General features: G+C 63.8%; 21 protein-coding genes. 15 read left to right on the top strand and 6 right to left on the bottom strand.

Annotated features, from left to right (window positions below; translation table 11 throughout):
• Positions 1-256 precede the first annotated feature (256 nt).
• Positions 257-1174, bottom strand: a complete 918-nt coding sequence (gene pcaQ, locus AC1DXU_RS02160; RefSeq protein WP_477363769.1) for a pca operon transcription factor PcaQ — start codon at positions 1172-1174, stop codon at positions 257-259.
• Between the two features lie 94 nt (positions 1175-1268).
• Here pcaQ and pcaD point away from each other — a divergent pair, with 94 nt between their 5' ends.
• From pcaD to pobA, 6 genes are read left to right on the top strand one after another with little or no spacing between them, the layout of a single operon-like run.
• Entirely contained in the window at positions 1269-2078 is an 810-nt protein-coding gene (pcaD, locus tag AC1DXU_RS02155) for a 3-oxoadipate enol-lactonase (protein ID WP_477363766.1), read from the top strand.
• Complete coding sequence (pcaC, locus tag AC1DXU_RS02150; protein WP_477363763.1) at positions 2071-2484, top strand: 4-carboxymuconolactone decarboxylase; 414 nt, start codon at positions 2071-2073, stop codon at positions 2482-2484. The genes pcaD and pcaC overlap by 8 nt, the downstream gene beginning before the upstream one ends.
• Complete coding sequence (gene pcaH / locus AC1DXU_RS02145) at positions 2474-3229, top strand: protocatechuate 3,4-dioxygenase subunit beta (RefSeq protein ID WP_477365928.1); 756 nt, start codon at positions 2474-2476, stop codon at positions 3227-3229. The genes pcaC and pcaH overlap by 11 nt, the downstream gene beginning before the upstream one ends.
• Positions 3229-3843 carry a protocatechuate 3,4-dioxygenase subunit alpha gene (gene pcaG / locus AC1DXU_RS02140; RefSeq protein ID WP_477363760.1) on the top strand — a complete coding sequence of 205 codons (615 nt, stop codon included), beginning with the start codon at positions 3229-3231 and terminating at the stop codon, positions 3841-3843. Before pcaH ends, pcaG begins: the two co-directional genes overlap by 1 nt.
• A 9-nt stretch (positions 3844-3852) precedes the next feature.
• On the top strand, positions 3853-4905 hold the full coding sequence (locus AC1DXU_RS02135) for a 3-carboxy-cis,cis-muconate cycloisomerase (RefSeq protein WP_477363757.1): 1053 nt from the start codon (positions 3853-3855) through the stop codon (positions 4903-4905).
• Positions 4905-6077 carry a 4-hydroxybenzoate 3-monooxygenase gene (pobA, locus tag AC1DXU_RS02130; protein ID WP_477363754.1) on the top strand — a complete coding sequence of 391 codons (1173 nt, stop codon included), beginning with the start codon at positions 4905-4907 and terminating at the stop codon, positions 6075-6077. Before AC1DXU_RS02135 ends, pobA begins: the two co-directional genes overlap by 1 nt.
• 10 nt (positions 6078-6087) lie before the next feature.
• Here the strand turns inward: pobA and pcaF are convergent, their stop codons facing one another.
• The 3 genes from pcaF to AC1DXU_RS02115 are packed head-to-tail and all read right to left on the bottom strand — an operon-like array spanning position 6088 to position 8954.
• Entirely contained in the window at positions 6088-7293 is a 1206-nt protein-coding gene (gene pcaF / locus AC1DXU_RS02125; RefSeq protein ID WP_477363752.1) for a 3-oxoadipyl-CoA thiolase, read from the bottom strand.
• The gene (locus AC1DXU_RS02120) at positions 7294-8100 is read right to left on the bottom strand and encodes a CoA-transferase subunit beta (RefSeq protein ID WP_477363749.1); all 807 of its coding nucleotides are present in this window, start codon (positions 8098-8100) and stop codon (positions 7294-7296) included.
• A complete protein-coding gene (locus AC1DXU_RS02115; protein WP_477363746.1) occupies positions 8097-8954 on the bottom strand; it encodes a CoA transferase subunit A in 858 nt (285 codons plus the stop codon). The genes AC1DXU_RS02120 and AC1DXU_RS02115 overlap by 4 nt, the downstream gene beginning before the upstream one ends.
• Positions 8955-9064: 110 nt before the next feature.
• On the opposite strand from AC1DXU_RS02115, the gene AC1DXU_RS02110 reads away from it, so the two are divergent.
• Complete coding sequence (locus AC1DXU_RS02110; protein WP_477363743.1) at positions 9065-9835, top strand: IclR family transcriptional regulator domain-containing protein; 771 nt, start codon at positions 9065-9067, stop codon at positions 9833-9835.
• 10 nt (positions 9836-9845) lie between these two features.
• On the opposite strand, the gene AC1DXU_RS02105 is transcribed toward AC1DXU_RS02110, so the two are convergent.
• Positions 9846-10931 carry an SIP domain-containing protein gene (locus AC1DXU_RS02105; protein WP_477363740.1) on the bottom strand — a complete coding sequence of 362 codons (1086 nt, stop codon included), beginning with the start codon at positions 10929-10931 and terminating at the stop codon, positions 9846-9848.
• A 311-nt stretch (positions 10932-11242) separates the two neighbouring features.
• Between AC1DXU_RS02105 and AC1DXU_RS02100 the strand changes: the two genes are divergently transcribed.
• The 7 genes from AC1DXU_RS02100 to AC1DXU_RS02070 all read left to right on the top strand — a co-directional run bounded on the left by AC1DXU_RS02100 (position 11243) and on the right by AC1DXU_RS02070 (position 17856).
• Positions 11243-11968, top strand: coding sequence for a GntR family transcriptional regulator (locus tag AC1DXU_RS02100; protein ID WP_477363737.1), 726 nt, complete (start codon positions 11243-11245; stop codon positions 11966-11968).
• 2 nt (positions 11969-11970) lie between these two features.
• Entirely contained in the window at positions 11971-13008 is a 1038-nt protein-coding gene (locus AC1DXU_RS02095) for an ADP-ribosylglycohydrolase family protein (protein WP_477363734.1), read from the top strand.
• Entirely contained in the window at positions 13005-13967 is a 963-nt protein-coding gene (locus AC1DXU_RS02090) for a PfkB family carbohydrate kinase (RefSeq protein ID WP_477312281.1), read from the top strand. The genes AC1DXU_RS02095 and AC1DXU_RS02090 overlap by 4 nt, the downstream gene beginning before the upstream one ends.
• 39 nt (positions 13968-14006) lie before the next feature.
• The gene (locus AC1DXU_RS02085; protein WP_477312280.1) at positions 14007-15068 is read left to right on the top strand and encodes an ABC transporter substrate-binding protein; all 1062 of its coding nucleotides are present in this window, start codon (positions 14007-14009) and stop codon (positions 15066-15068) included.
• A gap of 66 nt (positions 15069-15134) precedes the next feature.
• Positions 15135-16004 carry an ABC transporter permease gene (locus AC1DXU_RS02080; RefSeq protein ID WP_477312279.1) on the top strand — a complete coding sequence of 290 codons (870 nt, stop codon included), beginning with the start codon at positions 15135-15137 and terminating at the stop codon, positions 16002-16004.
• Positions 16004-16792: an ABC transporter permease gene (locus AC1DXU_RS02075; protein WP_477313639.1), complete on the top strand. Its 789-nt coding sequence runs from the start codon at positions 16004-16006 to the stop codon at positions 16790-16792. The genes AC1DXU_RS02080 and AC1DXU_RS02075 overlap by 1 nt, the downstream gene beginning before the upstream one ends.
• Positions 16792-17856 carry an ABC transporter ATP-binding protein gene (locus tag AC1DXU_RS02070; RefSeq protein WP_477363731.1) on the top strand — a complete coding sequence of 355 codons (1065 nt, stop codon included), beginning with the start codon at positions 16792-16794 and terminating at the stop codon, positions 17854-17856. Before AC1DXU_RS02075 ends, AC1DXU_RS02070 begins: the two co-directional genes overlap by 1 nt.
• Before the next feature lie 26 nt (positions 17857-17882).
• Here AC1DXU_RS02070 and AC1DXU_RS02065 read toward each other — a convergent pair whose 3' ends face one another.
• Positions 17883-18914 (bottom strand): LacI family DNA-binding transcriptional regulator, encoded by a 1032-nt coding sequence (locus AC1DXU_RS02065; RefSeq protein WP_477312277.1) that lies wholly within the window; start codon positions 18912-18914, stop codon positions 17883-17885.
• A gap of 350 nt (positions 18915-19264) precedes the next feature.
• Between AC1DXU_RS02065 and AC1DXU_RS02060 the strand changes: the two genes are divergently transcribed.
• The gene (locus tag AC1DXU_RS02060) at positions 19265-20878 is read left to right on the top strand and encodes an extracellular solute-binding protein (protein ID WP_477363728.1); all 1614 of its coding nucleotides are present in this window, start codon (positions 19265-19267) and stop codon (positions 20876-20878) included.
• Positions 20879-20952 lie beyond the last annotated feature (74 nt).

Raw genomic sequence — 20952 nt, 5'->3', positions numbered from 1 at the left:
GAGGCGAACCGCCGGTTCGCTCAAAGCTTCTGCTGCCCGTTGAATTCATCCATCGCAGCATTGCCGTTCGCCCGAATCCGGCGACGGTGCAGCGGTACGCCGCCGATGCTGACGAATGGCACGATTTCGATCCTCCGACATCACAGTGCACTAGGCGTTTGGTTCGGTAAAATGATATTTTGCGGTGTTTTACTAACTCGGGGGTTATGAATTCTTCGAGGCAAGGTCGCCCTGTTTCCGTCGACGCCCGAGTGTCTCAGGCGTTTTGGCTGGCGGCTTCGCGGATGGTCTGCAGCATGATGGAGAAGGCCGGCGAGGGGGCGGTGTCGGTGCGCATCGTCAGCCCGACCGGCCCCTTGGTTTCCTCCGTGTTGACGCGCAAGGCGACGAACGCGCCACTGCTGATTTCATTGGCCACGACGCCGGCCGAGATGATCCAGACGGCGTCGCTCTGGCGCATGAAGGCGCGGCCGAAGGAATCCGAGACGGTTTCGATCTCCGTTGCCGGCGCCGTCATGCCATTGGTGATGAACAAGCGGTCGACGAAGGGACGGATGACCGATTCCCGTGTCGGCATCAGCACCGGGAACTCGTCGAGCCTGGCGAACACATCCGTGCCCGGCTGCAGCAGCGGATGGCCGGCGCGCACCACGAACAGCACCTGCTCGGAATAGAGATGTTCGAAGAAGAAGCCGGTCATCTTTTCCGGCGCCGCCAGCCGCCCGACGACGAGATCGAGCGCGCCGACGCGCAACTGTTCGAGCAACACCGCGTTCTCGCCGGTTACGATCTTGATCGCGGCCCCGGTATTCTCCCTAAGGAACAGGCTCATCGCGAGCGGCATCACCCGCGCCGACACCGTCGGCAGCGCGCCAATGCGGATCGGATGGCGGTTGATTGCCCCGTCCTGGCGCACGGAATCGACGCCGCGCTTCAGCGCGGTGATTGCTGTGCCGGCGTGGCCAAGGAAGATTTCGCCGAGCCGCGTTACCCTTATGCCGCGGCCGTCGCGTTCGACGACGGCGACACCGAGCGCCTCTTCCAGTTCCCGCAATGTCTTGGTCACCGCCGGCGCGCTGACATGCAGAAAATCGGCTGCTCTGGCCACGCTCCGCTGCCGCGCTACTTCGAGGAATGCCTGCAGATGGCGGAACCGGATGCGGCTTTCGACCATGGTTTTTCATAACCCCTGAGTTAATGAAACGGCGCAAAATATCATTTTACCGAACCAAATACCTAGTGCAATGTGAAGATGGAGGATCGAAATCGTGCCATTCGTCAACATTGGCGGCATCACGCTGCACCATCGCCATAGCAAGGCGAACCGCAGCACGCGCCCGATCGTGTTCATCAATTCGCTCGGCACCGACTTCCGCATCTGGGATGCGGTGTCCTCTGAATTGAGCGGGGAAATGCCCATGCTGGTCTACGACAAGCGTGGCCACGGGCTCTCCGATATCGGCGGCATCCGCTCGATCGACGATCATGTCGACGATCTCTCCGGCCTCATCGATCATTTCGGGCTGACGAATGTCGTGCTTTGCGGCCTGTCGGTCGGCGGCCTGGTCGCGCAAGGCTTCTGTGCCAGGCGCCCGGAGATCGTCGATGGCCTTATCCTGTGCGACACGGCCCACAAGATCGGCACGACCGACAGCTGGAACACACGCATCGCAACGGTCGAAAGCAAAGGCATCCAGGCCATCGCCGATACTGTGCTGAAGACGTGGTTCACTCCAGCCTTCCACTCAGCCCGCGTGGCCGAGCTTGACGGCTATTGGAACATGCTGACCAGGCAGGCGCTCGCCGGTTATGTCGGGACATGTGCCGCGGTTCGCGACGCGGATTTCACCGAAATTGCGCAGCACATCAGCGTGCCGACGCTTTGCGTCGTCGGCGATCAGGATGGCTCGACTGGCCCCGATCTCGTCCGCTGGCTGGCCGACCTTATCCCCGGCGCGCGCTTCGAAATCATTCGCGATGCCGGGCACATTCCCTGCGTCGAGCAGCCCGGGGCACTGACCGCCTTGATCCGCGATTTCGTCGCATCGCTTCCCGATCGAAAGCAAACTCATGGATGACATGTCCAAGACCACAACCACATACCAGACGGGACTGGCGGTCAGGCGCTCCGTGCTTGGCGACCCGCATGTCGACCGGGCAGCGGATGCCGCCACCGATTTCGACCGGCCGTTCCAGGATCTTATTACCGAGGCGGCGTGGGGAACCGTCTGGTCGCGGCCCGGTCTGTCCAAACGCGAGCGCTCGATCGTGACGCTGGCGCTCCTAGCAGCCCTCGGTCATGATGAAGAGGTCGCCATGCATGTGCGCGCCACCGCCAACACCGGCGCCTCGCGCGACGATATTTGCGAAGCGTTCCTGCATGTCGCCATCTATGCCGGCGTGCCTGCGGCAAACCGGGCCTTCAAGATCGCCAAGGAGGTATTCTCGGAGATGGACGAAAGCCAGAATGTCCATGCCCGCTAAGTCCGGTTCGAACCGGACGCCGGAGACCGGCGCCTTCTTCCAGCGCGACCGGACATGGCATCCGCCGGCCCTGACGCCGGGCTACAAGAGTTCCGTGCTGCGCTCGCCGCAGAAGGCGCTGCTGTCGTTCGACAACACGCTGTCGGAGATTGCTGGTCCCGTGTTCGGCCACGCAATGCTCGGCGAACTGGACGCCGACCTGATCCACAATTTCGCCAGGCCGGGCGAGAGCGCCATCGGCGAGCGCATCATCGTCTACGGACGCGTGCTTGACGAGCGCGGCATCGGCGTTCCCGGTGTGCTGCTCGAATTCTGGCAGGCCAATGCCGGCGGCCGCTACCGCCACAAGAAGGACGGCTATCTGGCGGCGCTCGATCCGAATTTCGGCGGCTGCGGCCGCACCATCACCGGCGAGGATGGCGGCTATGCCTTTCGCACGGTCAGGCCCGGACCCTATCCGTGGCCGAACGGGCCGAACGACTGGCGACCGGCCCATATCCATTTTTCGGTGTTCGGTCACGGCTTCGCGCAGCGGCTGATCACGCAGATGTATTTCGAAGGGGATCCGCTGATCTGGCGATGCCCGATCGTTGGCGGCATTTCCAACAAGGCTGCGGTGGAAGCGCTGATTGCCTTGCTCGACATGCAATCGACGATCCCGATGGACGCGCTCGCCTATAAGTTCGACATCGTGCTGCGCGGGCGGCGGTCGACGCTGTTCGAGAACAGGCCGGAGGGCAATTGATGGCGCAGTCGCTCGGTAGGTTCAAGGAAAGCCCTTCGCAGACCGCCGGTCCTTACGTGCATATCGGGCTGACGCCCAATTTCTGCGGCATCGACGGCGTCTATGCCAGCGATCTCGGCGCTGCGATGGTCAATGAGAACACCAGGGGCGAGCGGATCGGCCTGCGCATCCGGGTGCTCGACGGCATCGGCACGCCGCTCAGGGACGCACTGATCGAAATCTGGCAAGCCGATGCCGACGGTCTCTACAATTCGCCGGCCGAATTGCGCGGTGCCGCCGATCCGAACTTTTTCGGTTGGGGCCGCTGCCCGACCGACATGGAAACGGGCCTCTGCGAGTTCGAGACGATCAAGCCCGGCCGCGTACCGTACCAGGATGGGCGCCTGATGGCGCCGCATATCAGCCTGTGGATCGTCGCTCGTGGCATCAACATCGGCCTGCAGACGCGGTTGTATTTTTCCGACGAGGCGGAAGCCAATGCGCAAGATCCGATCCTGGCGCGCATCGAGCATCGCGCTCGCGTGCCGACGCTGATCGCCGGGCGTCAGGGCAACACCTACGTCTTCGACGTCCACCTCCAGGGCGACAAGGAGACGGTCTTCTTCGACAGTTGACCTGACCACATGACCGTATCGCCTTTCGACCATCCGCTGCTTTCCAGCCTTCTCGGCGACGAGGAAACCGCCAGGCTTTTTTCCGTCGAGGCGGAAATTGCGGCGATGCTGGCGTTCGAGCGGGCGCTGGCGGAAGCGGAGGCCGAAAACGGAATTATCGGCAAGGACGCGGCAGCAGCGATCGTTGCAACACTGTCCTCGTTCAGACCGGACACAGGCTTGCTTCGTGCCGGCGTGGCGAAGGATGGCGTCATGGTTCCGGAACTGGTGCGCCAGATCAGGGCGGCGGTCGGTGAGCCGCATGGCGCCTCGGTTCATTTCGGCGCCACCAGCCAGGATGTCATCGATACGGCGCTGGTGCTGCGGCTGAAGTCTGTGGTCGAGCATCTCAGTCTGCTGCTGACCGAAAACATCGTGCGCCTTGCAGCGCTCGATGAGCGTTTCGGGGGCAGGGCACTGACCGGAATGACAAGGATGCAGCCGGCGATCCCTATTCGAGTGTCGGATCGCGTCAGGGCATGGCTGGCGCCGCTGCAACGGCACCAGAAGAGATTGCCGGAACAGTCCGCGCGCTTGCTGGTGGTGCAGTTCGGCGGTGCCGCCGGCACGCTGGAAAAGCTTGGTGACAAGGGGCAGGCTGTGCGCGCGGCGCTCGCCGCCAGGCTCGGCCTTGGCGATGCCCCGCAATGGCATAGCCAGCGGGACACGCTGGCAGACTTCGCCGGCTGGCTGTCGCTGGTGAGCGGCAGCCTCGGCAAGTTCGGGCAGGACATTGCGCTGATGGCGCAAGGCGGCGCGGAGATCGAACTTTCCGGCGGCGGCGGTTCGTCGGCCATGCCGCACAAGCAGAACCCGGTGAAGGCCGAGGCGCTGGTGGCGCTGGCCCGTTTCAACGCCACCCAGCTGTCCGGCATGCATCAGGCTCTCGTGCATGAGCAGGAGCGGTCGGGCGCGGCCTGGACGCTCGAATGGCTGCTGCTGCCGCAGATGGTCGTGGCAACGGCCGCGTCGCTGCGGCTAGCCGCCGAACTGGCCGCGCAGATCGAAAACCTGGGACACTGATGCGTACACAAGTTGTCATCGTCGGTTCGGGACCGTCCGGCCTGCTGCTCGGGCAGTTGCTGGCCGGCATCGGTGTCGAGACCATCATCCTCGAGCGTTCAAGCCGCGAGCACGTGCTTTCCCGCGTGCGCGCCGGTGTACTCGAGCAAGGCACGGTCGAGCTGCTCGAGCAGGCAGGCGCGGTCGCCAGGCTGCATGCCGAAGGGCTTCCGCATGCCGGCATCTCGCTCGCCTTCGATGGCCGCCTGCACCGCATCGACCTGGCGGCATTGACCGGCGGCAAGCACGTCACCGTCTATGGCCAGACCGAAGTGACGCATGATCTGATGGACAAGCGCGACGCGGCTGGGCTGATCACCGTCTACGAGGCGGCAAACGTCGCGCTCCATGATTTCGATGGTGATGCGCCGTTCGCCACTTACGAAAAAGACGGCGTCAGCCACCGTATCGACTGCGACTTCATTGCTGGCTGCGACGGCTATCATGGCGTCAGCCGCAAGTCAGTGCCCGAAGGGGCGCTGAAGACGTTCGAGCGACAGTATCCATTCGGCTGGCTGGGTGTTCTGGCCGAAGTGCCGCCGGCCGATCATGAATTGGTCTATGCCAACCACGAGCGCGGCTTTGCGCTGTGCTCGATGCGGTCGACGCACCGCAGCCGCTACTACGTGCAATGTCCTCTGGACGACCAGGTCGAGGCGTGGTCGGACGATCGCTTCTGGGATGAGTTGCGCCGCCGCTTGCCGCCGCAGACGGCAGCTGCGGTCACCACCGGACCGTCCTTCGAGAAGTCGATCGCGCCGCTGCGCTCCTTCGTTGCCGAGCCGCTGCGCTTCGGCCGGCTGTTCCTGGTCGGGGACGCCGCCCACATCGTGCCGCCGACCGGAGCCAAGGGGCTCAACCTAGCCGCCAGCGACGTGCGCTATCTCTTTGTTGGGCTTCGCGAATTCTATCTGGAGAAATCACGCGCCGGCATCGACGCCTATTCCGGCAAGGCGCTGGCGCGGGTGTGGAAGGCGGTGCGCTTTTCCTGGTGGATGACGACGATGCTGCACCGCTTCCCCGATACCGGCGACTTCGGCCAGCGCATCCAGGAAGCCGAGCTCGACTATCTCGTGCACTCGCAGGCGGCGTCGACCGCGCTGGCGGAGAATTATGTCGGCCTTCCTTACTGACTAGCGGTTCTCACGCCCTTTCGAGCGCGATCGCGATACCCTGGCCGACGCCGATGCACATGGTGGCCAACGCGTATCTGGCGCCGCGTTCGCGCAGCTCCAGCGCCGCCGTGCCTGATATGCGCGCGCCCGACATGCCGAGTGGATGACCGAGCGCGATGGCGCCGCCATTCGGGTTGACGTGCCCGGCGTCCTCGGCGATGCCGAGCTGGCGCAGCACCGCGATGCCCTGGGAAGCAAAGGCTTCGTTGAGCTCGATGACATCGAACTGCTTTGGCGTCAGGCCGAGCCGCGCGCACAGCTTTTGCGTCGCCGGCGCCGGGCCGATGCCCATGATGCGCGGCGCAACGCCCGCGGCAGCGCCGCCTAGGATGCGGGCAATCGGCGTCAGGCCGTATTTCTTCACCGCCGCTTCCGAAGCGATGACTAACGCCGCAGCGCCGTCATTGACGCCGGAGGCATTGCCGGCGGTGACCGTGCCGCCCTGGCGGAACGGTGTCGGCAGCTTGGCCAGCGACTCGACTGTCGTACCCGCGCGGGGATGCTCGTCCTTGCCGACGATCACCGCATCGCCCTTGCGCTGCGGGATCGTCACCGGCGTGATCTCCTTCGCCAGCCGGCCATTGGCTTGCGCGGCGACCGCCTTGTCCTGGCTGCGCACGGCAAAGGCATCCTGGTCGGCGCGGGACACCGAAAAATCCTCGGCGACATTCTCGCCGGTCTCCGGCATTGAATCGACGCCGTACTGTTTCTTCATCAGCGGGTTGACGAAGCGCCAGCCGATGGTGGTGTCGTAGATCTCGGCATTGCGAGAGAAAGCGGTATCTGCTTTCGGCATGACGAAGGGCGCGCGGCTCATCGACTCGACGCCGCCTGCTATCATCAGCTCGGCTTCGCCGGATTTGATGGCGCGCGCGGCGATGATGACGGCATCCATGCCGGAGCCGCACAGGCGGTTGACGGTCGAGCCGGAGATGTCCTGGGGCAGGCCGGCGAGCAACAGGGACATGCGCGCCACGTTGCGGTTGTCCTCGCCGGCCTGGTTAGCGCAGCCGTAGACGACATCGTCGACCGCCTGCCAGTCGATGCCGGGATTGCGTTCGACCAAAGCTCTCAGGGGTATCGCGCCGAGGTCGTCGGCGCGAACCGATGACAACGAACCGCCGAAGCGGCCGATCGGCGTGCGGATGTAGTCGCAGATATAGGCCTCGGCCATTTATGCAGCTTTCTCTTTTCCGGTCCCCTCATGCGCCGCCTTGGTGCGGGCCTGCAGGTCGCGCAATGTCTTCAGTTCGAGTTCGCTTGGCGCCGGTGTTTCGTCAAGCGCCTCGGCGAACTTTACGACCCAGCCACAGGTCTCCTGCACCTCAAGGCGCGACACGCCGGGATGCAGCGACACCACCGTGAACTCCATGGTCACAGGGTCCGGTTTCCAGATGGCGAGGTCGGTGATCAGCAGCGTCGGCCCAGCCGTATCGATGCCGAGACGCTTTCGATGATCGCCGCCTTCGCCATGGCCAAAGGAGGTGAAGAAGTCGATCTTCTCGACCATGCCGCGCCTGGTCTGCGCCATGGTGATGTAGACCTCCTTAGACGACGTCGCGATCTCCGGCGCCCCGCCGCCGCCGGGAAGCCGGGTCTTCGGGTGAAGATAGTCGCCGATGACCGTGGTGTTGATGTTGCCGAACTTGTCGAGCTGGGCAGCGCCCAGAAAACCGATCGAGATGCGGCCGCCCTGCAGCCAGTAGCGGAACATTTCCGGCACCGCGACGGTGGTGACGGCGGTTTCGCAGAGCTCGCCATCGCCGATCGACAGCGGCAGCACGTCGGGCGCCGTGCCGATGGTGCCGCTTTCGTAGATTAGCGTAATGTCGGGCGCATGCGTCAGCCGCGCCACGTTGCAGGCGGCAGACGGCGCGCCGATGCCGACGAAACAGACATCGTCATTCCCTAGCGCCCGGCTGGCGGCGATGGTCATCATCTCGTTGGGGGTGAAACCCAAGGGGTTCTGATTGTCGCTCATGCCGCTTTCCTCAGATGCTCGACGCGGGCCGCGAAATCGTCGGCGCCCTTGTCGATGACGTTCGTCTGCATCCACGCCTGGAATTTTTCACGGTCGGCGGCGATGTCGTCCCATTCGAGGTAGGCGGCATTGTCGCGCGCATAATAGCCGTGCGCGTAGGACGGGTGCGAGCCGCCTGGCACAACCGAAATCGCCGCGATCGTCCAGCGCGGCAGCACAGTCAGATTGGGGTGCAGATCGTCGAAATTGTCGACCACTTCCTCCACCGTGACCACCGCACGCCTTGCCGCCAGGACCGCTTCCTTCTGGATACCGATGATGCCCTCAACCAGCACATTGCCTTTCCTGTCGGCCTTCTGGGCGTGGATGAAAGTGACATCGGGGCGGATCGAGGGCACGGCGGCCAGCATCTCGCCAGTAAACGGACATGTGACCGACCGGATGTTGGGATTGACCGCCGCCAGCCCGGCGCCGCGATAGCCGCGGAACACCGCACAAGGCAGGCCGGCAGCACCCGCCTCATAGGCATTGGCCATGCCGGCATGGCTGTGCTCCTCGATCTCGATCGATCTGGGAAAACCGTTCTCGATGGCGTCGCGGGCGCGCCGCAACAGGCCGACGCCGGGGTTGCCGACATAGGAGAAGATGATCTTCTTCGCCATGCCCATGCCGATCATCTGGTCGTAGATCAGGTCCGGGGTCATGCGGATCAAGGTCAGGTCGCGAAAGCCCTGTCGGATGGCTTCATGCGCCGCTGCCGTTGGGATCAGATGGGTAAAGCCCTCGAAGGCAACCGTATCGCCATCATGCAGATTCTCGGCCACGGCCTGGCCGAGCGGCAGGAATTTGACCATCGCAGGAACTCCAACATCCAAAAAAGTTCGTATTGCGAACAAATGTTTTGTATGAGATACTTTTACGACGAGCATTGATGTCGAGTCAATCCTGGGATTTCGGAGGCTGCATGGACGATGAGGGCGCTTCGCGTGACCATGTCGGTTCGCTCGAACGCGGGCTTGCGGTCATGGAGATACTGGCCAGGCACCCCGCCGGCATGACGCTGACCGAAATGGCGGAGGAAGCCGGGCTGACCCGTGCCGGGGCGCGCCGGTTCCTGCTGACGCTGGTGGCCGCCGGCTATGCGACACAGTCCGGCCGGCTGTTTTCGCTGTCGCCGCGCCTGCTGACTGTCGCGCGCACCTGGCTCGGCGGTGCTTCGCTGTGGACATTCGCGGCACCCATCCTGCGCGCGGTGGCTGGGCAATTCGACGAGGCCTGCAACGCCGCGGTGCTGTCGGGTGAAGACGTCGTCTATGTCGCGCGTGTTCCGGGCCGGCGCATCCTCAGCGTATCGCTTGATGTCGGCACCAGGCTGCCGGCGCATTGCACCTCGATGGGGCGCATCCTGCTTGCCGGTCTTGCGCCCGACGAACTGCAAACATTCGTCGCCCAGGCAAAGATTGACAGACGCACACCGAAGACGATCACCGACAGGCGATCGCTTGCCGAAGCCATCGACAAGGCGAAAGCGGATGGTTTTGCCATCGTCGATGAAGAGCTGGAACTCGGCCTGCGCTCGATCGCCGTGCCGATCAACGATCGTACCGGGCGAACCGTGGCGGCGATCAATGTTTCAACCCAGTCGGCGCGGTTTTCCGTGAAGGAGATGGAGAAAGAGATCCTGCCGGCACTGCTCGCTGCAAAACAGCGCATCGAGGAGTTTTTCTTCGTGTGACGGAGCGAGATCAGTTGGCCATCAATCCCGCTGCACCACGTCGCCAATAGGCGGCAGCCAGCGTCTCGTCGTGACCGAGCGCCAGCCTGCCGCGCCAATGTTCGCGAACGATTTTTGCGGCGGCCGCTTCGGCGGCGAACCAGCCGAAGGCCGAGCCGGTCTGCGGCCACACCACCGACTGGACGGCGCGCGCCAGTCTCTCATCGGTGCCGGCCGGCACGCCGTTTCTCGCCAGCCAGTGCAGTTCGATGCCGGTGGCGTTTTCGATCTCCTGTCGTTCGACTTCGTCAGCGATCTCGACAAAGGCAACGCCTTTGGTCTGGGCGGGCAGCGTCTCCAGCAGTCGCGCCAGCGCCGGCAGGCCGGTTTCGTCGGCGCCCATCAGATACCAGGAGGCCTGCCGCACCGGGCGGCCGACCGGCCCCATGATGCCGATTTTCATGCCGGGTGCCGCTTGTGTGGCCCAGGCCGAGCCGACGCTGTCGCCGGGATGGGTGAGGAAGTCGACATCGACAACGCCCTTGTCCACGTCCAGCCTGCGGATGGTGTAGACGCGCGCCACCGGGCGCCTGTCGTCCGATGGCCAGAACGGCAAGCCATTGCCGCCGAGCGCCGGCCAGAGCGGATCGGGCACCTGCCTGGTCGGGAACAGCATACGGATATGCATGCCGCCGAATTTGGCGAAACGGGAGAGATCCTCGCCGGCGAGGCGGATGCGGCGCATATGCGGGGTGAGGTTGGCGACATCGGTCACCACCATCTCGCGAAACTGGGCGAGGTGGGTCTCGTTGGCAAGGTCGCCGGTCCAGACGATCTCCGGGCTTTCGTCCTTGGCGTAGACCTCGACGGCGGTGGCGAGCAGGTCCTTGATGCGGGCGAGGCCATCGCGATCGGTCGCACTGGCTCGCATCACCAGCCGCTCCATGTCGAGCGAGGCGCCGCCGAAGGCGAAGCGGAAATCGAGCCGCTGGCCGTCCTGCGTCGCATCGGCCTCGAAACTTTGCAGCCTGTCGCTGATGCGGTCGATGTAATGCGGCAGGTGACGCAGGTTCAGGCGCGCCTCGCAGGTCAGTCCGCTTGCCGATGCTTCCGTCATACTCAGCCTCCGAGCCTGTCTGCCAGTGCCAAATCGAGCCTGATGCGCCAGCTGGCGAACCAGCTCGAAGCCGTCACATATTAAAACATGATGGTTCGAGTCAACTTTAATGTATGAACCACGCCCAGATCGAAGAAGCATCTCGCACGGATGCGATCCGCGACCTCGCCCATGCGCTCGATCCGGATGTGGAAAGCGGCCGACGCCACCCAAAAAGGACCACCCATCTTTTCGCGGCAACTCGCAATTGACGTCGTCGTTCACATCAGTTATTGAACAGGACTGAACAGGTATATTGAACAGGTATCAATATGAAGCGTCGCGCGGCTCTGTTGTCTCCCGGAACGGGCAAGCCTGAACAGATCGCGACCGTTCTCGAGCAGGAGATACGCTCCGGCGTGCTCGGCTTCGGCGACCGACTGCAGAGCGAGAACGAACTCGTCCAGCGCTTTTCCGTCAGCCGCAATACTGTCCGCAAGGGCCTCGAGGAACTGTCGAGCCGTGGGCTGATTACCACCAAGGTGGGCATCGGCTCCTTCGTCACTTTCGATGGCATGCCGGTCGACGACAGCATCGGCTGGTCGCGCGCACTGGCCAATGCCGGCGCCAATGCGCAGACCCGCACCTTGCGGCTCGAGGTCATTGAAGATGTCGATCTCGCGGCGCGGCTCGGCATTGAAAGCCCGTTCTTCATCGCCGTCGATCGTGTCCGCACCAACGCCGATGACGGCCATGCCATTTCCATAGAGCGCAGCCGTCTGCCGCTGTCATCAGAACTGGAAGACGTGCCGCTGCGCGGCCTGCGCGAAGGGTCTCTGCACCAGACGCTGCGCGACGCCGGCCTCGTGCCCGATCATGGCGAGGAATGGGTCGATATCGAAATGCTGAATGCGGAAGACGCCGCCATCCTGTCCTGTCCGCTGGGTACGCCTTTCCTGCGCGGCCGCCGGCTGACGCGCGCCGCCGACGGGCGGCCGATCGAATATGTCACCAGCCTGCTCAACCCGGCGCATTTCGCGCTGCATATGGAATTCTAGGGATGCCGGACACCGCTTCCGCCGCAATGATCGACCGGGCGATGGGCGCGCTGATCGGCGGCGCGATCGGCGATGCGCTCGGCATGCCGACGCAGCTTCTGTCGCCGGCCCAAATCGCCGAACTCTACGGCCATATCGAGGATTTCGTAGCACCCGTCGCCGACCATCCGGTGTCGAAGGGCATGGCATCAGGAACCATCACCGACGATACCGAACAGGCGCTGCTGCTCGGCCGCATACTCGTCGATTCCGGCGACCAATTCGACCACAGGCGCTGGGTCAACGCGCTGCTCGACTGGGAGCGCGACGTCAAGGCACGCGGCAGCTACGACCTTTTGGGACCATCGACCAAGCGCGCCATCGACGCCATCAATGACGGGGTGCTGCCTGAGGAGGCGGGGCGCAGCGGCGACACCAATGGTGCGGCCATGCGCATCGCGCCGGTCGGCATCATGATGCCGCCAGAGCCGCTCGACGCGCTGGTCGCCAAGGTGGCGGAAACCTGCCAGGCCACGCACAACACCTCGATCGCCATTGCTTCGGCGGCTGCGGTTGCGGCCGCCGTGAGCTGCGGCGTTGCCGGCGGCGACTGGCGCTCGGCTTCGGATCAGGCCGTTCTGGCGGCGACGCGCGGCGCGGCCCTTGGCCACTGGACCACCGGCGGCGATATCGCCGCGCGCATCGACTGGGCGAGAGGCCTTGTCCGCGGCAAATCTGTTAACGATGGCATCCGCCTGATCGTCGATCTCGTCGGCACCGGCGTCGCCAGCCAGGAATCGGTTCCCGCCGCCTTCGCGGTGCTCGAGATATCACGCGGCGATCCGTGGCAAGCGGCGGTCATCAGTGCCAATCTCGGTGGCGACACCGACACGATCGGCGCCATCGCGGCCGGCATGGCCGGCGCCTGCGCCGGCTTTTCCAAACTGCCGCAACAGCGCATCGCCAATCTCAGGGGCATCGACCTCTCAGAGGTTCGTGCGCTGGCCGCCGATCTCATCGCGGCGCGGGTCGCCAAGACCGGCGAGGACGCCGCGGCATGAGCGGGCGTCTTGTCCATATCGGCAGCGCGGTGGTCGACTATGTCTACCGCATCGACGCTCTGCCGGCGCCCGGCATGGAAAAAACGGCATCGAGCTTTGCCCAGGTCGCCGGCGGCGGCTTCAACATGATGGTTGCGGCCAGCCGCACCGGCATGACGGTCGTCTTCGGCGGCCAGTTGGGCAGCGGGCCGAACGGCGACTTTTTGCGCGCCGCCTTTGCTGCTGAAGGCATCGAGACACTGACGCCGCCATCGCCGCTGATGGACAGCGGCAATTGCGTGGCCATGATCTCGAGCGATGCCGAGCGCACCTTCGTGTCGTGGCCAGGTGCGGAGAGCGTGCTCAGCCTCGACATGATGGAACCGGTGTCGGCCGCGCCAGGGGACTGGGTGTTCACCTCCGGCTATACGCTGAGCTATTCCGGAAGCCGCGAGGCGCTGACCGACTGGATCGAGGCGCTGCCGGGAAACATTCCTTTCGTCTTCGATCCGACGCCGGTCATTTCAGATATTCCGCGTCCGATCCTGTCGCGGGTGCTTGGCCGCACGACATGGCTGAGCTGCAACACCGCGGAAGCGGCCGAGATCGCCGGTGCGGGCGATGTCGAGATGCTGGCGGCAAGGCTGCTGGCCGACCACTGCCCCAGGGCAGCGGGCGTCGTCATCCGCGCCGGCGCCAAGGGCTGCTTCGTGCGGCTGGCTGATGGCGGCACACAAATCATTCCCGGCTTCAAGGTCGCCGCCGTCGACACCAATGGTGCCGGCGACACCCATATCGGCGCTTTCGTCAGCGCGCTGTCGCGCGGCATGCCGCCCTTCGAGGCGGCGCGCTACGCCAATGCGGCGGCGGCCCTTTCGGTCACCCGCCATGGCGGCTCGTCAGCGCCGAGCGACCAAGAGATCCAGACATTCCTGAGCCAGGCCGCGGAGCATGGCCAGAACCAGAAGGCCAATGCCTAAAAAGCCCGGAACCGGGCAAACAAAGAGAGGAACAAAACCATGCGCATGCCTGAACTGACTGCTCTCTTGACGGCGACCGCCGTCTTCACCTCGGCACTGGCGTTTGCCGCCAGGGCCGACGAAGTGCACGTGCTCAACTGGAAGGGTTACGGCACCGACGAGCCGTGGGCCGTCGCGGCTTTCGAAAAGGCGACCGGCAACAAGGTCGTCAACGACTTCTTCAATTCCGAACAGGAAATGTTGACCAAGATACGGACCAATCCGGGCCTCTACGACGTCGTCATGATCAACGCCGCCTTCAACGACCAGGCGATGGCGGAAAAGCTGATCCAGCCGATCGACGTGTCGAAGCTGCCGAACTATGCCGATATCAGCTCGGACAAATCCGGTTCGCCGATGCTCGACCATGACGGCAAGGTCTATGGCGTGCCGTGGGTCTGGGGTCTGACTGCGCTTGCCATCAACGAAAAGTCCTTCGACAAGCCGCCGACCTCGATTGCCGAGATGTGGGATCCCGCCCACAAGGGCCGTGTCGTCATCCGTGACGACGCCGTCGAGGCGGTGCAGTTCGGGGCGATCGCCACCGGCCAGAACATCAACGACATCAAGGATATGGATGCGGTCAAGACCAAGCTGACCTCGCTGATGCCGCAGATCAAGACGTTCTGGAGCTCGGAGAACGACTGGAACCAGATGGTCGCCTCCAACCAGATCGACATCGGCACCTATTGGAGCGGCTCGGCCGACCGCGCCAAGACGCATTTCAAACTGCCGGTCTCGCTGGTCGTGCCGCAGGAAGGCGCCGTCGCCTGGCTCGATGCCTTTTCCATCCCGGCCGGCTCCAAGAACGTCGCAGGCGCCGAAGCCTTCATCAACTGGATGATCGACCCGAAATTCTATGTCGAATGGGTCACTAAGGTCGGCGCCCCGGTCTCGGCCAACACCAAGGCTGTCGCGGCGCTTCCGGAAGATGCCTTCAATCGCAAGGTGATGGGCGATCCAGAGGTCGCCAAGCGCATCCAGTTCCAGGCGCCGGTCACCGACGCCCAGCGCGAAGCCTATCTGGCGCTCTGGCAGCAGCTCAAGGTCGACGTGAAGTAAAGCGCGCGTCCGGATCAGCCGGCGGTTCGCGCCGGCTGGTCCTTCAATCCTTGGGAGGAGGGTATCATGGCAGTACAGGGCGCGGTCGCGTCGCGCAGCGGGCTGAGATCGGCTCTGCCGCTGCTTGCGCCGGCCTATCTCTGGCTGACGGTGGCGATCTTTCTGCCGCTCTCGGCCATGGTCTTCTTCTCGTTCATGACCGAGCTGCCGCTGTCGGGCAAGCCATGGGCTTTCACGCTTGGCAACTACGCCGCCTTTTTCTCGCAAAGCCTTTATCTGACGCTGCTGTTCGCTTCGCTGCGGCTTGGCCTCGAAGTGACGCTATGGTGCGTCATCATCGGCTACCCCGCCGCCTATGTCTTGGCCAAGGTGCTGAAAGGCCGCAGCCGCGAGGCGATCTTCCTGCTGGTCATCCTGCCGTTCTGGTCGAACGGGCTGGTGCGCATCTTCTCCTGGGCGATGGTTTTGCGCGAAGGCGGCATTCTCGACACCGCGCTCAATGCCGTGCTGCCATTCAAGATCAACATCGATCTGATGTATTCCTATCCGGCCGTCATCATCGGGCTGGTGCACTCCTACGTGCCCTACATGGTGCTGACCTGTTATCTCACGCTGCAGGCCATCGACGACTCGCTGATCGAGGCCGGCCGCTCGCTCGGCGCCTCGCGGTTGCAGGTGCTGAGGCGGGTGATCATCCCACTCTCGATGCCCGGCCTGGTGGCGGGCTCGGCACTGATCTTCGTACCCGTCGTCGGCTCGTTCATGGAGCCGCGCATCCTCGGCGGCCGCACCGGCACCTTCTACGGCACGGTGATCGAGGACCAGTTCGTCGCCGTGTTCAACTGGCCGCTGGGCGCTGCCCTGTCCTTCATCCTGCTGGCCGTCGTGCTGGTCATCCTGGCGGTGGCCTCGCCGGTGCTGAAGAGGGCCGCGTGATGAAGACGACCCGCATCCTCGAAGGGCTTGGCCGCTTCTACATCGGACTGCTGCTCTCCTTCCTCTATCTGCCGATCATCATCATGGCGCTGATGTCGTTCAACGTCTCGCCCTTCTACCAATTGCCGTTTGAATGGACGACGGAATGGTACGCCTCGCTGTGGCAGAACGACCAGATCATCGCCGCGACCTGGAACAGTGTCGAGATCGCCATCATCACCACAATCATCTGCACGGTGCTCGGCTCGGCGGCGTCGCTGGCGCTGTTTCGCTATGAATTTCGCGGCAAGAAAATCCTGCAGGCGCTGCTGTTTCCACCGATCGCCATTCCGTGGCTGATCACCGGCACGGCGATGCTGATCTTCTTCTTCGGCGTCGGCATCGGCCGCGGCCTGCATGCGATCCTGCTCGGCCATGTCGCGCTGGCGCTGCCCTACGTCATCGTCGTCGTTTCGGCCCGGCTGCAGACCTTTGCGCCGGAACTGGAAGAGGCGGCGCGCTCGCTTGGCGCCAACCAGTGGCAAGTGACGCGGCGTGTGACCTTGCCGTGGATCATGCCCGGCGTCATCGCCGGCGGGCTGTTCGCTTTCGCCGTGTCGTTCGACCAGTTCGTGGTGTCCTATTTCCTGTCGACACCGGGCGAGACGACGCTTCCGGTCGAAATCTATGCCGCGATCCGCAAAGGTTTCACGCCCGAGATCAACGCGGTCTCGACCATCATCATTGTCGTGTCGATGGCACTCATGCTGCTCACGGCACGGTTCTTCAAATTCGGCGGAGAGAAATAATGGCCGGCGTGCAGGTATCGAATGTCTCTCGCAGCTTTGGCGCCCACAAGGCGTTGGACGATGTGTCCATCGATTTCGCCGATGGCGGTTTTTATGCACTGCTTGGCCCTTCCGGCAGCGGCAAGACCACGCTGCTCAGGCAGATCGCCGGCTTCGACTTTCCCGATACCGGCCGCATCGCCATCGGCGGTGAGAGCGTCGAACGGGTGCCTGTGGAGAAACGGCGCATCGGCATGGTGTTTCAGAACTATGCGCTGTTCCCCAATATGAGCGTTGCCGACAACGTCGCCTTCGGCCTGTCGGTGCGCGGCGAGGCAAAAGCGACGATCGCGACGGAGGTGCAGCGCGCGCTCGATCTGGTCCAACTCGGCAAGCTCGGCGTCCGCCGCCCGCACCAGCTCTCCGGTGGCCAGCGCCAGCGCGTCGCACTGGCCCGCGCCATCGTCACCAAGCCGCGCGTGCTGCTGCTGGACGAGCCGCTCGGCGCGCTCGACAAGGCGCTGCGTGTCGACATGCAGATCGAACTGAAACGCATCCAGCGCGAAATCGGCATCACCACCATCTTCGTCACCCACGACCAGGAAGAAGCGCTGACGATGAGTGACCGCATCGGCATCTTGCGCGACGGCCGGCTGGTGCAGGAGGGGCCGCCGGAAGACATCTACGACAGCCCGAAGAGCGAGTTCGCCGCCACCTTCCTCGGCGACGCCAACATCTTTCGCGGCGACACCACGGGCAACGGCATCCGCTTGCCCGACGGAACGGCGATCGCGGCGGGGGCAGGCGCAAGGCTCGCCGCCGGCGCCAGGGCCAGCTGCGCGGTGCGGCCCGAACGCATCCGCATCGCTACCGATGCCGGCACACCGGATGCCGTCAACGCCAACATGCTCAAGGGGCAAGTGTCCAAGCGTATCTTCGCCGGCAACAACAGCACCTATTTCGTCGAACGGGCAGGACAGACGCTGAAGGTCATCGTCCAGAACACCGGCATCGAACGATTGGCCGAGGGGCAGGATGTGGTGTTGCGCTGGTCTCCGGAAAGCACGGTGCTGATCGCGGTATAGACTGCGTCAGGCCGAGCCTTCCAAACTCAAATCTCCGGGATGTTTTCCCGGAAGATCACCTGCAGCCGGGGCTGGTGCAGCTCGTAGGGCAGCCCTTTCACCGCATGGGTCAGCGTGTTGAGCGCCTCTCGCGCCTCGACGCGGGGGTTCTGGTCGATGACCGCGTCGAGGGTGCCGTCGAGCAGCAGGTCCTTGGTTCCGTCCGTCACCTCATGGCCGAGAAAGACGGTCGAGTGTTCGCGGCCGCGCTCCTTCAGCGCGCGGGCAATGCCGGTGTTGCCGGCGCCGACATTGTAGATCGCGGCGAGATCCGGATGCCGCTCCAAAAGGGCGGAGGCCTCCGAATAGGCTTTCTCGCGGTCGTCGAGCATTTCACGCATTTCGACGATCTGCAGGTTGGGCGATTCCTCCGTCAATATGTGGCGAAAGCCCATCTCGCGTTCCTCATGGCCGCGATAGGACAGCGAGCCGGCAAACAGCGCCACCTTGCCAGGTCGCCCTGAGCCCATGAAGCGGTTGAGCAGATAGCCGGCCAGCCGCCCGGCGGCGCGGTTGTCAATGCCGATATAGGCGACCCTGGGCACATGCTGGATGTCGGAAGCGATGGTGACGACCTTGATGTCGTTGGCCGACAGCGAGCGGATCGCCTCGCGCACCGTTGGATGGTCGAGCGCGATGACGCCGACACCTTGCGTCTGGCCGCGCAACTCCTGCAGCAGCCGGGCGAGCCGGTCGGGATTGAAGCCCTCGATGGTGGAGACATGGACGTCGAGATCGGGCCGCGCCTGCGCCTGCGCCTCGATGTGGCGATGCAGCATCTTGATGAAGGAATTGGTGCCGGCCGGCAGTGCGAAGTCGAGCCGGATGACGTCGCCGGAGAAGACGCTGCGCGGGGCCGGGCTGTTCGAATTTTCCGCGATGTAGCCAAGCCGCTGTGCCGTTTCGAGCACGACTTCGCGGGTGCGCGCCCGCACGCCGGCACGGTTGTTGAGCACACGATCGACCGTGGCCGGGGAAACACCGGCTTCCCGGGCTATGTCTGTCAGCGTGGACCGCACTGTCGATCACCTCACCAAAAGCATCAAAATTGCGCAACCGGACAAGGACAAGGGTTCATGCCTATCCGCGATTCTGATGGGAAATGATGTAACCGGCCTTGGCCGATGCGCAAGCCATTGCGCTAAACCAAATCACGCGGCCTCGCCGCAAATGTGAGTGGAGCCGCATTTTCCCATCAAATACAGGCATCGGGAGCGATGGATGGCGGTCGGTGTAAGGCATTTTCTCTCCCTATCTGCGATATTATGATGTTTTTTGACTATTTATGATGTTGACAGCCTTTGCATAGTGCCGTCAATATCAATCATCGAGGCCATGGAGGAACAAGGCCTTGAGGGAGGAGTTTTCAATGTCTGATTTGATCCGCATGTCGCGGCGCCGCTTGCTGGCGTCCGGTGGAAAGGCGGCCGTCTTCGTGGCCGCGGCAGGTATCGCACCGCAATTCATTCGTCCCGGCCGCGCCTTTGCGGCCGACGCGCTGGCGCCGGGCATGATCGGCGGCCCGACCGGCTTCGATGGCGCCGAGCGCTATCAGTATGGCGCCGACACGCCGGAAGGCCGCGCCATCGAGGCGGCCAAGGCGCTAAAGGGCGCCGGCAAGGCGCCGGCCAAGATCGTGCTTGGCTTGTCTGATGGCTCGATCGGCCAGCTGACGCAGCCGTTCCCGGCCGGCGCGCCGTCGATCAAGGACCTTTGGGAAAAGGAAACCGGCATTCCGATCGAAATCGTCGGCCTGCCGAACGGCCAGGAATTCACCAAGACGATGCAGGACATCTCCACCAAGGGTGGGGCCTACGACATCTACTCGACGGAGTGGAACCGCCTCGGCGACCTCGCCGAAACCGGCGGCATCGCCAAGCTCGACGACTTCGTCGCGCAGTACAAGCCGGAGTGGGACGACCCCAAGACCGGCTATGTCGACGGCGCCAAGGGCGTGTCGCTGCTCAACAAATATCGCGGCGCGACCTATGGCGTGTCGCTGGATGGCGATTTCCAGACCTGGGTCTACCGCACCGACCTGTTCGGCGACGAAGCCGAGAAGAAGGCGTTCAAGGACAAATACGGCTACGACCTGGCGCCGCCGAAAACCTGGAAACAGCACGGCGACATCGCCGCCTTCTTCCAGCGCCCGGACAAGGGACTGTTCGGCTCGACCGACCTGCGCAACCAGGGCTGGGGCTACACCAACTGGTATCAGCGCTATGTCTCGATGGCGTCACCCAACCAGTTCCTGTTCGGCGATGACGGCAAGCCGCTGATCAACTCGGAACAGGGCATCGCCGCCACCAATGAATATATCGCCTCGCTGGCGCATCATTCGCCGGACGCGATCTCGTGGGGTTGGCCCGAACAGTACGGCAACTTCGCCAAGGGCGGGGCGGCGATGACCTGCGCCTTCTCCAACCTGCCGAAATTCCTCGACAATGCCGGCAATAAAGACTCGCAGGTCACCGGCAAGATCGGCTCGATGCTGCCGCCCGGCCGCGAGATCGACGGCAAGCTGATCAGCCGTTCGGTGCTGTGGTTCTCGCTGACCGGCATGGTCTCATCGCAGTCGAAGAACCAGGAGGTCGCGTATCTCCTGCTGCAATGGTTGGGCTCCGCGCGCATCTACGCCTGGATGACCGCCAATCCGGGCGGCTATTTCGACCCGTTCCGGCTGTCGGACTTCTCCGATCCGCTGGTTCGCCAGACCTATCACGCCTACCACATGGACGTGGTGCGCGAGACGGTGGCGCGCACCGTGCCGACCATCAACTATCCCGGCGCCACCGCCTTCCACAATGCGCTGGACGAAAACCTGATGGCATCGCTGACCAAGGCCAAGACCGCAGAGCAGGCAATGGCCGACACCGAGAGCGAGTGGAAGAAGATCGCCCGCCGCATCGGCGAGGACAAGCTGCTCGAAGCCATCAAGACCAACAAGGAGGCCTGGCCGACCGTTCTCGATCCGATCAGCTGATCCTCCTCCCGGGATTGCGATGGAGGGGAGGGGCTTGTCGCTCCTCCCCTCCGCTAAACGACGCCACCAGCAAA

The organism is Mesorhizobium sp. P3_A10 (genome assembly GCF_056403175.1).
Note: the sequence above shows the minus strand (reverse complement) of the source record. Positions and strands in the feature narration are given on the sequence as shown.

Bases quoted from the DNA above. Each gene is read 5' to 3' on its own strand.
- AC1DXU_RS02080 (WP_477312279.1), top strand. From the start codon at position 15,135: ATGGCAGTACAGGGCGCGGTCGCGTCGCGCAGCGGGCTGAGATCGGCT.
- pcaC (WP_477363763.1), top strand. From the start codon at position 2,071: ATGGATGACATGTCCAAGACCACAACCACATACCAGACGGGACTGGCG.
- pcaQ (WP_477363769.1), bottom strand. From the start codon at position 1,174: ATGGTCGAAAGCCGCATCCGGTTCCGCCATCTGCAGGCATTCCTCGAA.
- AC1DXU_RS02070 (WP_477363731.1), top strand. From the start codon at position 16,792: ATGGCCGGCGTGCAGGTATCGAATGTCTCTCGCAGCTTTGGCGCCCAC.
- AC1DXU_RS02100 (WP_477363737.1), top strand. From the start codon at position 11,243: ATGAAGCGTCGCGCGGCTCTGTTGTCTCCCGGAACGGGCAAGCCTGAA.
- pcaH (WP_477365928.1), top strand. From the start codon at position 2,474: ATGCCCGCTAAGTCCGGTTCGAACCGGACGCCGGAGACCGGCGCCTTC.
- AC1DXU_RS02120 (WP_477363749.1), bottom strand. From the start codon at position 8,100: ATGAGCGACAATCAGAACCCCTTGGGTTTCACCCCCAACGAGATGATG.
- AC1DXU_RS02090 (WP_477312281.1), top strand. From the start codon at position 13,005: ATGAGCGGGCGTCTTGTCCATATCGGCAGCGCGGTGGTCGACTATGTC.
- AC1DXU_RS02085 (WP_477312280.1), top strand. From the start codon at position 14,007: ATGCGCATGCCTGAACTGACTGCTCTCTTGACGGCGACCGCCGTCTTC.
- AC1DXU_RS02115 (WP_477363746.1), bottom strand. From the start codon at position 8,954: ATGGTCAAATTCCTGCCGCTCGGCCAGGCCGTGGCCGAGAATCTGCAT.
- AC1DXU_RS02135 (WP_477363757.1), top strand. From the start codon at position 3,853: ATGACCGTATCGCCTTTCGACCATCCGCTGCTTTCCAGCCTTCTCGGC.
- AC1DXU_RS02075 (WP_477313639.1), top strand. From the start codon at position 16,004: ATGAAGACGACCCGCATCCTCGAAGGGCTTGGCCGCTTCTACATCGGA.
- AC1DXU_RS02095 (WP_477363734.1), top strand. From the start codon at position 11,971: ATGCCGGACACCGCTTCCGCCGCAATGATCGACCGGGCGATGGGCGCG.
- AC1DXU_RS02105 (WP_477363740.1), bottom strand. From the start codon at position 10,931: ATGACGGAAGCATCGGCAAGCGGACTGACCTGCGAGGCGCGCCTGAAC.
- pobA (WP_477363754.1), top strand. From the start codon at position 4,905: ATGCGTACACAAGTTGTCATCGTCGGTTCGGGACCGTCCGGCCTGCTG.
- pcaF (WP_477363752.1), bottom strand. From the start codon at position 7,293: ATGGCCGAGGCCTATATCTGCGACTACATCCGCACGCCGATCGGCCGC.
- AC1DXU_RS02110 (WP_477363743.1), top strand. From the start codon at position 9,065: ATGGACGATGAGGGCGCTTCGCGTGACCATGTCGGTTCGCTCGAACGC.
- pcaG (WP_477363760.1), top strand. From the start codon at position 3,229: ATGGCGCAGTCGCTCGGTAGGTTCAAGGAAAGCCCTTCGCAGACCGCC.
- AC1DXU_RS02060 (WP_477363728.1), top strand. From the start codon at position 19,265: ATGTCTGATTTGATCCGCATGTCGCGGCGCCGCTTGCTGGCGTCCGGT.